This window comes from Idiomarina seosinensis, assembly GCF_044797955.1.
Taxonomy (GTDB): Bacteria; Pseudomonadota; Gammaproteobacteria; order Enterobacterales; family Alteromonadaceae; genus Idiomarina; species Idiomarina seosinensis_A.
On the sequence record NZ_CP085211.1, the window covers coordinates 2,249,969 to 2,264,232 of the forward strand.

The window sequence follows — 14,264 nt, forward strand, 5'->3', positions numbered from 1 at the left end:
TATAAACCTGTTACCGTACGCATCGAAAAGTCAAGTGTAACTTAATTTTAACACAGTTACCAAGTACCCAATCGGCAAAAAAGTGAGACAAAAATGACAGATAAAAAGTTGGATTGGTCAAAATTGTTAAAATCAGGACAACGTATTTTTATCGGTTCCCACGCTGCGGTACCCACGGCTTTAATTAACGACTTAATTGAGCACTCGAAAAACCTGCACGACATTGAAGTCGTTCAACTCATGACCTTGTCTGATAATAAGTGGGCACGACCCGAATTCCAGCAGGTCTTTAAAGTTAATACCTTTTTTATCGGCGGTGAAACCGTCAGAACAGCGGTTAATGAAGGCCGCGCCGATTACACCCCTTGTTTTATGTCGGATATCCCGAACCTCTTTGAAAATGGCATTTTGCCTATCGACGTGGCATTGATTATGGTTAGTCCGGCGGATCAATACGGCTATCATTCAATGGGCGTCTCAGTTGATGTTGTGTCGGCCGCGGCCAAGTCGGCGCATACCGTCATCGCCCAGGTTAATCCCCGGATGCCGGTCACATTCGGTCAATCTTTTTTGCATAAAAACCAAATTGATGTGTTTTGGCAGGGTGAGCACCCCTTGCCGGAACTAACGCCACCCAGCACCGAAGATAATAAAATAATCGAGCGTATTGGTCAGTATATTGCGCTTCTGGTTCGCGATGGCTGTACTTTGCAAATCGGCGTTGGCAGAGTTTGCGCTGCGGCTTTACGTTATTTAACTAACCACCGCGACCTTGGCATACATAGCGAGTTGATTACCGATGATATTATGGAGCTGATGCTTAAAGGGGTCGTTAATAACCGCAAAAAGACGTTTCACCCAAATAAAATTGTCACCAGCTTTTGCATGGGAACACAAAAGCTGTACGATTTTGTCGATAAGAATCCACATGTTGGTTTTTATCCCAGTGAATACGTCAACTCCCCTACTAATATCGCCCGCAACGATAATTTGATCGCTATTAACAGTGCCATCGAGGTTGATTTGACCGGTCAGGTGGTATCGGATTCTATTGGTCAGCAATTTTATAGTGGCATCGGGGGTCAGGTTGACTTTAGTCGCGGAGCCTCACTAAGCAAAGGCGGTAAGCCTGTGATTGCCCTTCCATCGACCACACCCGATGGCAAAACATCACGTATCGTTGCTCATATTAACGAGGGTGCCGGAGTCGTAACCTCTCGTGGTCATGTCCATTATGTGGTTACAGAATTTGGTGTGGCGTCTTTGCGCGGTAAAAGTATTCGCGAGCGCGCTCTGGAGCTTATCCGGGTTGCCCACCCCAAGTTCCGGCAACACTTATTACAGCAAGTCAGGCAGCATTATTGGGTGCCGCATTACCAGCAACAGACGCCGGTAGATGTCCCCGAACTTGGCAGCATGGGCTTTACTAAAATTAGCTTTAATGATGAAGAGTTTGATCTGCGTCCGCTTTACCCGTCGGACGAGCGACGCTTACAAGAGTTCTTTTATTCACATACCAAGGAAACCCTTCAGCTACGCTACAATGCAGTGCCGACCCAGATGAGCAGAGAAAAGTCCTGTACTCTGGTCAGCATCGATCAGTCGCGTGATCTGGCCTTATGTATTGTCCGGCAAAAAGGTTCGGCCGCTAAAATCATGGCGGTTGGTCGCTATTATTATATTGAGTCGCACAATAGCTGCGAAGTCGCTTTTGTAACGCGAGAGCACTATCAGGGACAGGGTATGGCCAGTGTGTTATTAAAAGAAATGGCCCGGATTGCCAAGGCGCGGGGCCTGGCTAGTATGCAGGCTGTGGTTCTCGCCAGTAACACCGCTATGCTTAACGTTTTTGAAAAAGCCGGCTTTAAACGTCAACCTGCAGACGAACCTGGTGAAGTATTGCTTAAATTATCACTTGACGACTATAGCGCGTCTTAATCGTTCATTGCCGTCGATAGGAAACCCGATGTCCATTACACTGTTTACCCACAATGACTGTAACTTGCATAATCCTGATCCCAACCATCCGGAAAGCCCTGCCCGCATTGATGCGATTAATGACCAGATCATCCGCTCCGGGCTGGACTACGTGTTAGTCCGGGAACAGGCAAGTAAAGCAACGATCGAGGATATTTACCGCGTACACGATCGCCACTACGTCGATGAACTGTTTGCTAAACAACCCGCAGAAGGCCATATCTGGCTGGACCCTGATACACCTATGACTGCAGACACCCTGCCCTCGGCACTGATGGCTGCGGGTGCCAATATTAATGCGATTGACAAGGTAATGGGCCACGAAAACCACCAGGCCTTCTGCGCAGTACGGCCGCCCGGGCATCATGCGACTCGCAGTCAGGCCATGGGCTTTTGCATTTTTAACAACATTGCTGTGGGCGCGCGCTATGCGATGGAAGCGTATCAACTAGACCGAATTGCGATCATTGATTTTGATGTTCACCATGGCAATGGCACCGAAGATATTTTTAAAAACGATCCCCGCGTCTTATTTTGTTCATCTTATCAGCAGCAGTTATTTCCCTTTGTTGACGAAGACAATAACAGTGACCATATCATTAGTGTCGGCTTGCCACCGGGCTGTAAAAGCCTGGAGTGGCGCGAAGCAGTGTATCAGCAATGGCTGCCAAGGCTGGATGATTTCAAGCCACAGTTAATTTTAATTTCGGCCGGCTTTGACGGTCATATCGAAGACGAAATGTCGCAGTTTTTATTAACAGAGGACGATTATTTCTGGGTAACCGACCACCTGAAACGGTTGGCGGATAAGCACTGCCAGGGACGCATCGTGTCAACTCTCGAGGGTGGCTATGACGAGAGTGCCTTAGGTCGTAGCGTTGTTGCGCATTTAAAAGGTTTACTAGGCAGTCAGGATTTTTAAGGACAATATTTGGAGCGGGAAACGAGATTCGAACTCGCGACCCCAACCTTGGCAAGGTTGTGCTCTACCACTGAGCTATTCCCGCTTTTCGATTGTTAAACTGAGGATCATGCTTTTTATTGATGACATTGGAGCGGGAAACGAGATTCGAACTCGCGACCCCAACCTTGGCAAGGTTGTGCTCTACCACTGAGCTATTCCCGCGCTATCAATGCGGCGTGTATTCTACCCATTACGCCGCCGCCGTCAATAGTTTTTCATTAATTTTGCTGCTCCAGGGTAACTTGCTGTTGCCACATTGCTTTCGCTGTTTGCGGTCCGGTCCACAGTGTTGGCAGAATAATCAAGGAGACGGGTAACGCCGTTATCACAATAAATTGCTGTAAAACCCCAATTTGACCAGACCCCATGTTCAGCAGGACTGCCGCCATGACCGCCATGGCACCGCCCCAAAATAAGCGGATCCAGCGGTTTGGCTGTTCGTGGCCGGCACCAACCATAGCAATCGAATAGCTCATTGAATCGCCGGTTGTGGCAACAAATACCGTCGTTAACAGAAGAATTGCTGCCGCCATGTACTTGCCCCCAGGCAGTGCCTGCGCCACTGTCAATGTGGCAACATCGAACTCAAAGTTAGTCAGGGACGCGGTGAGATCAAAGAGACCCTCACTTTGATAATAAATACCGGAACCACCCAACAGCGTAAACCACAGCGTGGTTACCAGCGGTGCTATAATCGCCACAGAGATTATCATTTCACGAATGGTACGGCCCTTCGAAATTCTCGCCACAAAAATAGCCATCAGCGGTGTGTAACCAATAAACCAGGCAAAAAAGAACACCGTCCACCACTGCATCCACCAACCCGGAGCCGTCTGAGCCGTAACCGTGGCAATACTGAAAAAGCCGTTAATGTAATGTCCCAGACCCTGCAGATAACTGTTAGCAAAAAACAGCGTTGGGCCAAAGATAATGATAATGGCAGCGATAATCAGCGCCAGATAAACGTTCATTCGACTGAGAAATTGAATCCCTTTATGAATGCCGGTTAGCGCAGATATCATGTAAACGGCAGCCAGCACCATCAAGATAGTCAGCTGCAAAGCAATCCCGTTAGTGGCCCCAAATAATTCGCTCAAACCATAACTGACCTGGGTCGCCAGAAAACCAATGGGGCCAACCGTACCCGCTACGACGGCAATAACGCAGCAGGCATCAATAACACTGCCTAACCAACCTTTAAGTAGTTTTTCGCCAACCACCGGATACAGTAAAGTACGCGGTTGTAGCGGCTTCCCCTTGACATAGTGCGAATAGGACAACACGATGGCCGATAACGAGCCCAGAACGGCCCAGGCCAAAAAGCCCCAATGCATAAAGGATTGCGCCAAAGCCGGAGCAATCGCTTCGGCCGTTTTTGCCGGGGCAGAAGACGCCGGCGGCGGTATCAAGTAATGATAAAGCGGCTCACCTGCAGCAAAAAATACCCCACCACCCGCCAGTAGGGTGCATAGGATCATTGATAACCAGCGAAAGGTTGATATTTCGGGTTCTGCTATTGAACCAATTCGAGCCGAGCCGTAACGACTAAAAGCCGTTAAGATTGCAATGATGAAAGTCAGTAACAGCAGTAACTGGAAAAAAGAGCCGAAATATTGAGCGGTCCAGGCAAAACCCGCACTAATCAGGTCTGCCACAGCATTCATATTCCACAGTGATAAACCTAGGAAAGCGACGATAAAGCCAATAGTAAGGACCACGACAATGGGATCGCCGAGGCCTTGTTTTGAAGAGTCTTTTGTCATAGATGCGCTAGCTTGGTCCAATGGCAAAATGGCCTAATCAACTGATTGTCAGGAAATTGTCGCGGTAGTGACGTAATTCCAAAATTGACTCCCGGATGTCGTCCAGCGCCTGATGCGTCCCTTGTTTTTTAAAACCCTTTAACACTTCTGGGTTCCAACGTTTGGCAAGCTCTTTTAAGGTACTGACATCTAAATTACGGTAATGGAAAAAGGCTTCCAGCTCTGGCATGTGGCGGGCAAGGAAGCGGCGGTCCTGACAAATGCTATTGCCGCACATTGGACTAGTGTTTGCTGTCACATGTTGCTGCAAAAATTCAAGCGTTTCGCGAGCCGCGGCTTTCTCGTCATACCGGCTGGTTTTAATTCGCTCAACCAGGCCGGAACCGGTATGGGTCCTAACATTCCAGTCATCCATACGATCCAGGTAACGCTGAGGCTGATTAATCGCGATAACCGGACCCTCTGCGAGCATGTTTAAATTAGCATCGGTGACAATCGTTGCTATTTCGATAACGTGATGCTGGTCAGGTTCAAGGCCGGTCATTTCCAAATCAATCCAGATCAAACGCTGACTTTTATCGGTTTCATTCATAATCAAACTCTAAAGTTACGACAATTTAAGGTATGATAGCGTTAATTTTAAACAAGCAACAGGTTGAGTAGCTTGGTAAAGAAAAAACGTCTGAATAAAGGTCAGCAAAGGCGCGTAAACACCAATCAGCAAAAACGGCTGGATCAGACCGAAGTCGAATGGCATAACGATCAATTAGGGCCGGCAGAAGGTGGGCGGATTATCAGCCGCTACGGCCAGCATGCTGACGTGTTGGGTGCCGACGGTATTACCAGACGTTGCCATATTCGCCGCAACATCAGCAGTCTGGTATGTGGCGATCGGGTGCAGTGGCGCCAGGCAACAAATTCCCAAGACGGAATGCAGGGTGTTATTGAAGCAGTTCATGAACGGGAAACTTTATTATCACGCCCCGACTTTTATGACGGTTTAAAACCAGTCGCAGCTAATATTGATCAGATATTCGTCGTCTCCAGTGTACTGCCCGCGTTTAGTACACAAATTATTGACCGCTACCTTGTTGCCTGTGAAGATATCGGTATCGAACCCACCATCGTTCTGAATAAGGTGGATTTAATTGAACAGCTAAGCGTTGAAGAACAAACCCACATCAATGCAGCGCTGGATTACTATCAGGCAATCGGCTATTCCACAGTGCGGGTTAGCAGCACAACCCAGCAGGGCCTGCTGCCCTTAGTGGCGCAGTTGCCGGGGCGTACGTCTATCGTCGTTGGGCAGTCCGGGGTGGGTAAATCCTCTCTGGTAAACGAAATTATGCCGCAGGTTAACGCCGAAACAAAACAAGTCTCAGAAAACTCAGGACTCGGACAGCACACCACTACTGTCGCCACTTGGTATTCACTGCCTGATGACGGGGTACTGATCGACTCTCCCGGAATCCGGGAATTTTCACTCTGGCACCTTGCAGCAGAACAGATAGAGCAGGGTTACAAAGACTTTCGGCCGTTTCTCGGGCTGTGCAAATTTCGCGACTGCAAACATAAAAATGATCCCGGCTGCGCCTTGCGAGAGGCTGTAGAAGAACAACATATTGCCGCATGGCGATTGGATAATTTTCACCGTATTATGGATTCAATGAACAGTAAAAAGCCCCCAAGGGCTATAGTAAGAGGTTAATTAAGGTGTCTATAACCGACAAAATAAAGATCGCATTGCAGTATGCTATGCCCAAGCACTTATTATCGCGTCTGGTCGGCCGCTTTGCCGCTGCCCGCGCGGGAATCTTCACCCAGTTGTTTATCAAATGGTTTATTCGCCAATACAAAATTGATATGAGCGAAGCGGTTCATGAGCAGCCCGGCGCCTACAAAACATTTAACGATTTTTTTACCCGTCATCTGAAACCTGAACTACGTCCGCTTAAGACGCAATCAGGTCAGTTAGCTCATCCGGTTGATGGTGTTGTTAGCCAGGTCGGAAGTATTAAAGACGGGCGCATTTTTCAGGCTAAAGGCCATGACTACTCATTGACCGAATTACTCGGTGGCGATAGTGACAATGCCAAAGAGTTCACCGACGGTGAATTTGCAACAATTTATCTGGCCCCAAGAGACTATCACCGCATTCATATGCCCTGTGACGGCGTCCTTAAAAAAATGATTTACGTGCCGGGTAATTTGTTTTCGGTTAATCCCCTGACCGCGCGCAATGTACCCAATTTATTTGCCCGCAACGAGCGCGTAGTCGCTTTATTCGATACCGATGTCGGCCCAATGGCAATGGTGCTGGTGGGGGCAACCATTGTCGCCAGTATTGGCACTGTCTGGTCCGGCACTGTGACGCCGCCAACAGGCGCACAGGTCCAGAGCTGGTCCTATCCAGCCTCAGGCCTAAATGCTGTACAGCTTAAAAAAGGTGAAGAGATGGGTCACTTTAAGCTGGGTTCAACAGTTATTCTGGCGTTCGCAAAAGATGCTGTCGAATTTGACCCGGACTTGGGACATCGTTCAATTACCCGTATGGGTGAGGTAATGGCCAGCCAGTCGGCATGAAAATATGGGCGCACCGCGGAGCCTCGGCAGAGGCGCCGGAAAACACGCTGGCGGCTTTTAGCCGGGCGCTCGATAGTCGGGTTGACGGCATTGAGCTGGATGTCTATGCCGTTGATAACGAGTGCTTTGTTTTTCACGACCGCTATCTGGAGCGGCTTACTGCGACAGCCGGGCGTTTAAAAGACCTGAAATGTAGCCAGATCCAACAGCTTAAAGTTTTTGGTCAACAGCGCATACCCACTTTGCGCGAGGCTCTGCAACACATCGCCGGGCGTTGCCAGGTCAATATTGAATTAAAAGGTAAGGTTCCGGCCAGCGCGCTGCTAAGAGAGCTGGACTATGCTGTCGGACACTTTAATTTTGATTTAACTCAGTTACTGGTTTCTTCATTTAATCACCACTGGTTACAAAGCTTAAAACAGTGCCGTCCAGCACTCAGAATAGGCGCACTCAGCACCTGTTGCCCGCTTGATTATTGCGCCTTCGCCAGCCGGTTACAGGCAAACTCAGTGCATATTGACGTAGACTTTGTCACTCAGGAATTAATCGACGACGGGCATCGCCGTAATCTCGAAATTTATGTTTTTACGGTCGACGAACGACATGACATTGAAGAACTTCATGAGATGGGTGCAGACGGGATTTTTACTAACAACCCCACCTTTGCACAAAATATCATAAAGGGACTGTCGCCACGCGGCAACGAGCCCCTTTATCACTTTACCTAGCGCTGATGATGGTCAGGGTACTCATTTTGCAGTCCCTGCAATTTACGGGTTATCGACAGCGGCGAAGTAGTATTTCGGGCCATCAATAAGTACAGCGCAGGGATCACAAACAGAGTCAGGAACGCTGACACTGCCACTCCCGAGAATATCACAATGCCGATGACCATCCGGCTTTCATGGCCCGGCCCCGAACCAATAATCAACGGCAAGGCACTCATTAAGGTGGTAAAGGCGGTCATTACAATGGGCCGCAGGCGCTGTTGCGCTGCCTGCATTACCGCCTCTTTAAATTCAACACCGGCGTCGCGCAGCTGATTTGCAAACTCAACAATCAAAATGCCGTTTTTAGCCGCCAGACCAATCAGCATTACGATACCTATTTGCGAATAGATATTGATCGACTGACCCGTCAGATACAGACCAATGAGGGCTCCGACTACAGCCATAGGAACCGCCAGCATAATCACCAGGGGATGAACAAAGCTCTCAAACTGAGCCGCCAGCACCAGGAAGGTAATAATCAGTGCCAGCCCAAACACAAAGACAATAGAACTGCCACTTTCCTGATAAAGCTGTGACTCTCCTTTATAGTCAATTGACACATCCTCGGGCAATTTTTCAGCAACGATATTTTCCAGATAATTCAGAGCTTCGCCCAGCGAGTAGCCTTCAGCCAGATTAGCCTCGATGGTTACGCTGCGCATCCGGTTATACCGATTCAGCTGACCGGAGGTTGCCCGCTCAGAAATATTGACAACATTCGATAACGGAATTAATTGACCGGAGCGGTTAGACCGGACATAAATGTTATCAATCGCATCAGGACTTCGGTAATCGGCTTTTTCACCCTCCAGCATCACGTAGTATTCTTCACCACGATCCAGATAGGTGGTCACCCGCCGTTGACCCAGAATCGATTGCAGCGTAATTCCAATATCCTGCACAGACACGCCCAGGTCGGCCGCCCGGGTTTCGTCCACTTCGATCAGTAGTTGTGGCAGAGTTTCTTTATAATCGCTGTTAACTTCCTGTAACCCCGGATTTTTTGCCGCCTCTTCCATCACAATATCGCGATACTCTGCCAGCTGATCATAGGTATTACCCTGCAATACAAATTGCACCGGTCGGCCACCGCCACCACTGATACCGCTGCGCATAAAGGCAAAGGCCTGTACCCCGGCAATTTCGTTAAGCTTGCTGCGCATTTCGCTCATTAGCTCAAACGTTGACCAGTCTCTTTCATCAAAAGGCACAGCACCTACAATAGCTATGCCGGCTGTATTGCCCCAGCCAGGAGTGCGCACAATAACGCGGTCTATTTTATTGTCATCAACATAAGGCAGCAAAATTTGTTCAATTTTGTCCATATTGCGGGAATTAGACTCAAAGCTGGCACCCTCAGCCGCGCGGATGCTGATATAAAAAGTACCCCTATCTTCGGGTGGAGCGAATTCCTGAGGCACTTGCTTTAACACTCCAAAACTCACCACACCCGCCAGAACAACCAGAACTAAAGCAAAAATCGGGCGACTGACTGAGGCTTCCAGTAAGCGTCGGTATTTGGCTTCAAACCAGGCAAATACATTGTCGAACCCTTTGCCAAACTTACTGGTACGTTCGCGATGAGTCAGGATTTTTGAGCTGAGCATCGGAGTTAATGTAAGCGCCGCAATACTTGAGAATGCCACGGCCGCCGCAATGGCAAAGGCAAACTCGGTAAATAGCTTACCAATGTTACCGTCAAGGAAGGCCAGTGGAACAAAAACTGAAATCAGTACCAGAGTAGTGGCAACTACGGCAAAGCCAACTTCGCGGGCCCCCCGGTAAGCAGCGAGAAGCGGTGGCTCACCACTTTCGATGCGGCGGTAGATGTTTTCCAGCACCACAATCGAGTCATCAACAACCAACCCAATCGCCAGTACCAGGGCTAGCAAGGTTAATAAATTAATGGAAAAGCCAAGGCTGAATAGGACGATATACGAAGCAATAATCGCTACCGGTACGGTTAGTGCCGGAATAAGAGTTGCCCGAACATTGCCTAAAAACAGATAGATCACCACCACCACAAGGCACATGGCAATAAACAGGGTGTTATAAACCTCATCGATTGAGCCCTGGATAAATACTGAGGAGTCATAACTTGTCGCTAAGTACATTGTCTCAGGCAACGTTTTTTCCAGCCGCTTCATCTCTTCACGGACGTTTTCAACAACCGCCAGCGTATTAGCTTTTGACTGTTTGATGATGCCAATTCCGACCATATTCACGCCGTTGCCGCGGAAATCAGTTTTGTCGTCTTCAGCCCCCAGCTCAACTCGCGCGACTTCTGCAAGGCGAACTAAATAGCCATCATCTCCACGCCGGATAACCAGGTTTTTAAAGTCTTCCTCAGATAAATAAGAGCGTGCCATACGCACTGAAAATTCACGCTCTGTTGACTCAACTTCTCCTGCCGGTAATTCAATATTTTCTTCCCGCAGGCGGCTAACAATATCCGGCACCGTAATTTCGCGGGCAGCCATGGCATCACGATCCAGCCAGACTCGCATTGCATAGCGACGGTCACCACCAATCCGGACCCGGGCTACCCCATCGACCACAGCCAGCCGATCAACGATATACCGCTCGGCATAGTCGGTCAGCTCAAGTATCGACATACTTTCGCTGCGCAGGTTATACCAGACTACCGTTGTTTCATCGGACGATGCTTTGGATACCTCAGGAGGATCCGCTTCTTCCGGCAGGTTGTCTAACGCTCGCGATACCCGTTCGCGGACATCATTGGAGGCGGCATCAATATCCCGGGTTAAATTAAACTCGATACTGATATTAGAGCGCCCGGGCCGACTGCTGGAGCTAATGTTTTTAATGCCCTCGATACCACTGATACGGTCCTCGATCAGCTGAGTAATCTGAGTTTCAACAACCTCAGCTGAAGCGCCCCGGTAATCCGTACTGACACTGACCACAGGCGCGTCAATATCCGGGAACTCGCGCAGTGGCAGCATGGTAAACGCGACTATGCCAAAAATAACCAGCAGGATATTAAGTACTGTGGCAAAAACTGGTCGTTTTACCGAAACGTCTGATAAAAACACAGTTTATTCCCCCTGAACGTTGACGGGTACACCATCGCGCAAGCGAACAAGGCCCTCAACGATGATTTCATCGCCTGGTTCAACGCCCTGAGTAATTTCGACTACCCCGGGTTTGCGACGACCGATAGTCACTTCGGTTTGCTGCGCTCTGCCATCAGGCGTCAGCTTGAAAACATACTGACGGCTTTGAATTGGCATCAATGCTTTTTCCGGCAACAACAAAGCTTGATCGATACTTCTCAGCAACGTAATTTGCAGCAGCATGCCCGGCCGCAGCAGATTGTCCTCGTTCGGAAGTTGAGCCCGGACTCTGACCGAGCGGGTAACGGGATCGATGCGTGAATCAATACTGCTTATCCGCCCTAAAAACTGCTGCCCCGGGTAGGCCCGGCTTTTGGCAATAATCTCCTGATTAACAGCCAGACTGGCAAAATAGCGCTCGGGAATGCTGAAATCGACTTTAATCGGGCTAATGTCATCTAACGTAGTAAACACATCACCCGGCGAAACTAATGCTCCGGGGCTAACCTGACGAATGCCTACGCGCCCTGAGAAGGGAGCATAAACCTTCATTTCGGCCAAGGTCGCTTCAGCAACTTCCAAATCGGCCTGCAAACGATTAACCTCGACCTGCTGCTGTTCCAGTTGCTGTTGTGATGCTGCATTACCACGGCGTAACTCCCCCAAGCGGTCAAGCTGACGTTTAGCTTCTTCAAGGCTGAATTCAAGCTGCTCGACCCGGGCAATCTCTTTGCGTGCATTAAGCTCTGCCAATAACTGACCTTTCTCTATCGAATCGCCGCTACTAAAATGCAGGGCTTCAATAACATCCTGAGTTTGTGCCGTTATTGCTACGGTTTCATTAGCCTGGGCAGTACCCAGACCATTAATTACATCTCTAAACTCACTTATTTCGGCAATTTGGGTGCGCACTGGTACGCCCGGCTGGTCACGCTGCTGAGCTTGTTCTTCAGGGGGAAAAGCAAAAAAATAAACGGCAAGTCCAATAAGAACGACAACAATCACAGTAAGCGGATTGAACCAGGAACGATTGGCCATGTGTACCTCTGGGGAGTTAGGGCAAAATAAACTTGCCCTATTATACGGAAACACCGCCTAAAAGGCGGTGCATCCAACGAAGATAAGGGGACATTAATCGCAAATTGCAAGGCCCCGCCGATCTTTTAGTACACTTTAGCGGTGGTATTTTGGACTGTGTTTATGGATGGCTTCAATAAAGGCTCCGGCATGTTCCGGGTCAACTTCGGGATGAATTCCGTGTCCTAAATTAAATACATGCCCTGTACCGTGGCCATAACTGGCAAGAATCTGTTTAACTTCTGCTTCGATACGTTGCGGACTGGCATACAGCACGCTGGGATCCATGTTGCCCTGTAAAGCAACCTGGTTGCCAACTCGCGAGCGCGCATCGGCTAAATCTGTTGTCCAGTCAATACCCAGTGCAGTTGAGCCAGCATCCGCCATGGCTTCCAGCCATTGTCCGCCGTTTTTGGTGAACAACGTAATCGGAACATCACGGTCTTCGGAACGTTTGGTAACACCCCGAACGATTTTTTCCATATAAGCTAATGAAAACTCCCGGTAGTCCCGCGGCGATAATACGCCACCCCAGGTATCAAAAACCATCACCGACTGAGCCCCGGCTGCGATCTGTGCATTTAAATAAGCAATCACTGAGTCAGCCAGAATATCCAATAATTGGTGCATCGCTTCAGGCTCAGCAAACATCAGTTTTTTAACTTTTGAAAAGTTTTTTGTACTGCCGCCTTCAACCATATACGTGGCCAGAGTCCAGGGGCTTCCGGAGAAGCCAATAAGAGGTACTTTGCCCTGTAACTCCTGGCGAATCAGGCTGACCGCATCGGTCACGTATTTTAGATCGCTGCCCATGTCGGGCACAGTTAATTGCTCAATTTGCCGGGTGGTGGTTATCGGTTTTGCGAATTTAGGCCCTTCGCCCGTTTCAAAGTACAGCTCAAGTCCCATGGCATCGGGGATCGTTAAGATATCACTGAATAAGATGGCGGCATCTAAGTCGAACCGGCGTAACGGCTGCAAGGTCACTTCGCAGGCCAGTTCCGTGTTGCGGCACAGCGACATAAAATCCCCTGCCTCTGCACGGCTTGCTTTGTACTCAGGAAGGTAGCGACCGGCTTGCCGCATCATCCAGACCGGTGTGCGGTCGACAGGCTGCTTTTGCAAAGCTCTTAAATAACGATCGTTTTGTAACGCCGGTTTTTGCATCGGGGATTTCCATTTTTACGTCAGAATAGACTGATTTTACCACTATTGCTTTTCTTTGCCGATAGCCTTTTCTATCAATGTTCTTGCTATCGTCCCCGGCGGAGGAATAGCGGGTAGCTGATCAACACTGAACCAGTCACCCGTAACCAGTTCGTGGGGGTCGATATGCAAGTCACCAGCTGCCCACTCCGCGGTAAAACCCGCCATTAAAGAATGCGGGAATGGCCAGGGCTGGCTTAGCTGATACTGGATATTTTTTACCTGAATGCCGGCTTCCTCGTGAACTTCGCGCTCGACCGCCTGCTCCAGAGTTTCGCCGGCTTCGACGAAACCCGCAAGGATGGAATACATACCGGGCTTATGCCGCTTCCCCTGGGCCAGCAATAGCTTCTCACCTTTGGTAATTGCAACAATAATACACGGTGATACTCGGGGGTAACAGCGGTGCTGACACTGGTGGCAATGCATCGCCAGTTCCCAGTCTACCGCCTGCATCCGGGTACCACAGCGGCCACAAAAGCGGTGCGTACTGAGAAAGTCACTAAACTGTCGCGCACGCCCGGCTAATGCGAATTTTTCCATATCGCCGGCATCGAGCAGATTTCTTAATGGCTTAAACTCACCAGCATCAAAATTGTCATCCAGATAGTCTGCAATAATCAGATAACAAGTGCGCTCACGAAGTTCCCCGAGCTGTACCACCGGATAATCATCCAGAGCCGGAAACGGCAGTTCTCCTAGACAACCAAAGGGTAATTGGGTATCGTTAAACGTTAGAATTTGGTCGGCACTGATGACAAACCACCACGCCGGTTCGTCAAATGCAGGTCTTGAATAGAGCTTTACCATGTCAGCCTCCTGTGGTGAGCTCGCCCTTAGTCAAACG

Annotated in this window: 11 protein-coding genes and 2 tRNA genes; 5 read left to right on the top strand and 8 right to left on the bottom strand. The window is 49.2% G+C overall.

All coding sequences use genetic code 11. The features are described 5' to 3' along the window. Window positions 1–93 precede the first annotated feature (93 nt). Window positions 94–1,938, top strand: a complete 1,845-nt coding sequence (locus tag LG288_RS10620; protein WP_404400352.1) for a GNAT family N-acetyltransferase — start codon at window positions 94–96, stop codon at window positions 1,936–1,938. 28 nt (window positions 1,939–1,966) lie between these two features. Continuing rightward, complete coding sequence (locus tag LG288_RS10625; protein WP_404400354.1) at window positions 1,967–2,899, top strand: histone deacetylase family protein; 933 nt, start codon at window positions 1,967–1,969, stop codon at window positions 2,897–2,899. 10 nt (window positions 2,900–2,909) lie between these two features. On the opposite strand, the gene LG288_RS10630 is transcribed toward LG288_RS10625, so the two are convergent. The 4 genes from LG288_RS10630 to orn form a co-directional block, all read right to left on the bottom strand. After that, window positions 2,910–2,984 (bottom strand) — tRNA-Gly (locus LG288_RS10630). Window positions 2,985–3,028: 44 nt separating this feature from the next. Further along, window positions 3,029–3,103, bottom strand: a tRNA-Gly gene (locus LG288_RS10635). Window positions 3,104–3,159: 56 nt separating this feature from the next. Continuing rightward, entirely contained in the window at window positions 3,160–4,704 is a 1,545-nt protein-coding gene (locus LG288_RS10640) for a BCCT family transporter (protein ID WP_404400356.1), read from the bottom strand. A 37-nt stretch (window positions 4,705–4,741) separates the two neighbouring features. Next, window positions 4,742–5,296 (bottom strand): oligoribonuclease, encoded by a 555-nt coding sequence (gene orn / locus LG288_RS10645; protein WP_404400358.1) that lies wholly within the window; start codon window positions 5,294–5,296, stop codon window positions 4,742–4,744. A gap of 72 nt (window positions 5,297–5,368) precedes the next feature. Between orn and rsgA the strand changes: the two genes are divergently transcribed. From rsgA to LG288_RS10660, 3 genes are read left to right on the top strand one after another with little or no spacing between them, the layout of a single operon-like run. Beyond that, window positions 5,369–6,412, top strand: coding sequence for a small ribosomal subunit biogenesis GTPase RsgA (gene rsgA / locus LG288_RS10650; protein WP_404400360.1), 1,044 nt, complete (start codon window positions 5,369–5,371; stop codon window positions 6,410–6,412). Between the two features lie 5 nt (window positions 6,413–6,417). Continuing rightward, window positions 6,418–7,287 (top strand): archaetidylserine decarboxylase, encoded by an 870-nt coding sequence (asd, locus tag LG288_RS10655; RefSeq protein WP_404400362.1) that lies wholly within the window; start codon window positions 6,418–6,420, stop codon window positions 7,285–7,287. Continuing rightward, window positions 7,284–8,015 carry a glycerophosphodiester phosphodiesterase gene (locus tag LG288_RS10660; protein WP_404400364.1) on the top strand — a complete coding sequence of 244 codons (732 nt, stop codon included), beginning with the start codon at window positions 7,284–7,286 and terminating at the stop codon, window positions 8,013–8,015. Before asd ends, LG288_RS10660 begins: the two co-directional genes overlap by 4 nt. Here the strand turns inward: LG288_RS10660 and LG288_RS10665 are convergent. The 4 genes from LG288_RS10665 to nudC all read right to left on the bottom strand — a co-directional run bounded on the left by LG288_RS10665 (window position 8,012) and on the right by nudC (window position 14,227). Next, window positions 8,012–11,113, bottom strand: coding sequence for an efflux RND transporter permease subunit (locus LG288_RS10665; protein ID WP_404400366.1), 3,102 nt, complete (start codon window positions 11,111–11,113; stop codon window positions 8,012–8,014). The two genes, LG288_RS10660 and LG288_RS10665, sit on opposite strands and share 4 nt — an antisense overlap. A 3-nt stretch (window positions 11,114–11,116) precedes the next feature. Then, entirely contained in the window at window positions 11,117–12,172 is a 1,056-nt protein-coding gene (locus LG288_RS10670) for an efflux RND transporter periplasmic adaptor subunit (RefSeq protein WP_404400368.1), read from the bottom strand. Window positions 12,173–12,307: 135 nt separating this feature from the next. Beyond that, window positions 12,308–13,378, bottom strand: a complete 1,071-nt coding sequence (hemE, locus tag LG288_RS10675; protein ID WP_404400370.1) for a uroporphyrinogen decarboxylase — start codon at window positions 13,376–13,378, stop codon at window positions 12,308–12,310. Window positions 13,379–13,420: 42 nt separating this feature from the next. Next, the gene (gene nudC / locus LG288_RS10680) at window positions 13,421–14,227 is read right to left on the bottom strand and encodes an NAD(+) diphosphatase (protein WP_404400372.1); all 807 of its coding nucleotides are present in this window, start codon (window positions 14,225–14,227) and stop codon (window positions 13,421–13,423) included. Between the last annotated feature and the right edge of the window lie 37 nt (window positions 14,228–14,264).

What these genes read in the sequence shown, in the direction of transcription:
- LG288_RS10620 (WP_404400352.1), top strand. Translation starts at nt 94, where the DNA reads ATGACAGATAAAAAGTTGGATTGGTCAAAATTGTTAAAATCAGGACAA.
- LG288_RS10625 (WP_404400354.1), top strand. Translation starts at nt 1,967, where the DNA reads ATGTCCATTACACTGTTTACCCACAATGACTGTAACTTGCATAATCCT.
- LG288_RS10640 (WP_404400356.1), bottom strand. Translation starts at nt 4,704, where the DNA reads ATGACAAAAGACTCTTCAAAACAAGGCCTCGGCGATCCCATTGTCGTG.
- orn (WP_404400358.1), bottom strand. Translation starts at nt 5,296, where the DNA reads ATGAATGAAACCGATAAAAGTCAGCGTTTGATCTGGATTGATTTGGAA.
- LG288_RS10660 (WP_404400364.1), top strand. Translation starts at nt 7,284, where the DNA reads ATGAAAATATGGGCGCACCGCGGAGCCTCGGCAGAGGCGCCGGAAAAC.
- LG288_RS10670 (WP_404400368.1), bottom strand. Translation starts at nt 12,172, where the DNA reads ATGGCCAATCGTTCCTGGTTCAATCCGCTTACTGTGATTGTTGTCGTT.
- hemE (WP_404400370.1), bottom strand. Translation starts at nt 13,378, where the DNA reads ATGCAAAAACCGGCGTTACAAAACGATCGTTATTTAAGAGCTTTGCAA.
- nudC (WP_404400372.1), bottom strand. Translation starts at nt 14,227, where the DNA reads ATGGTAAAGCTCTATTCAAGACCTGCATTTGACGAACCGGCGTGGTGG.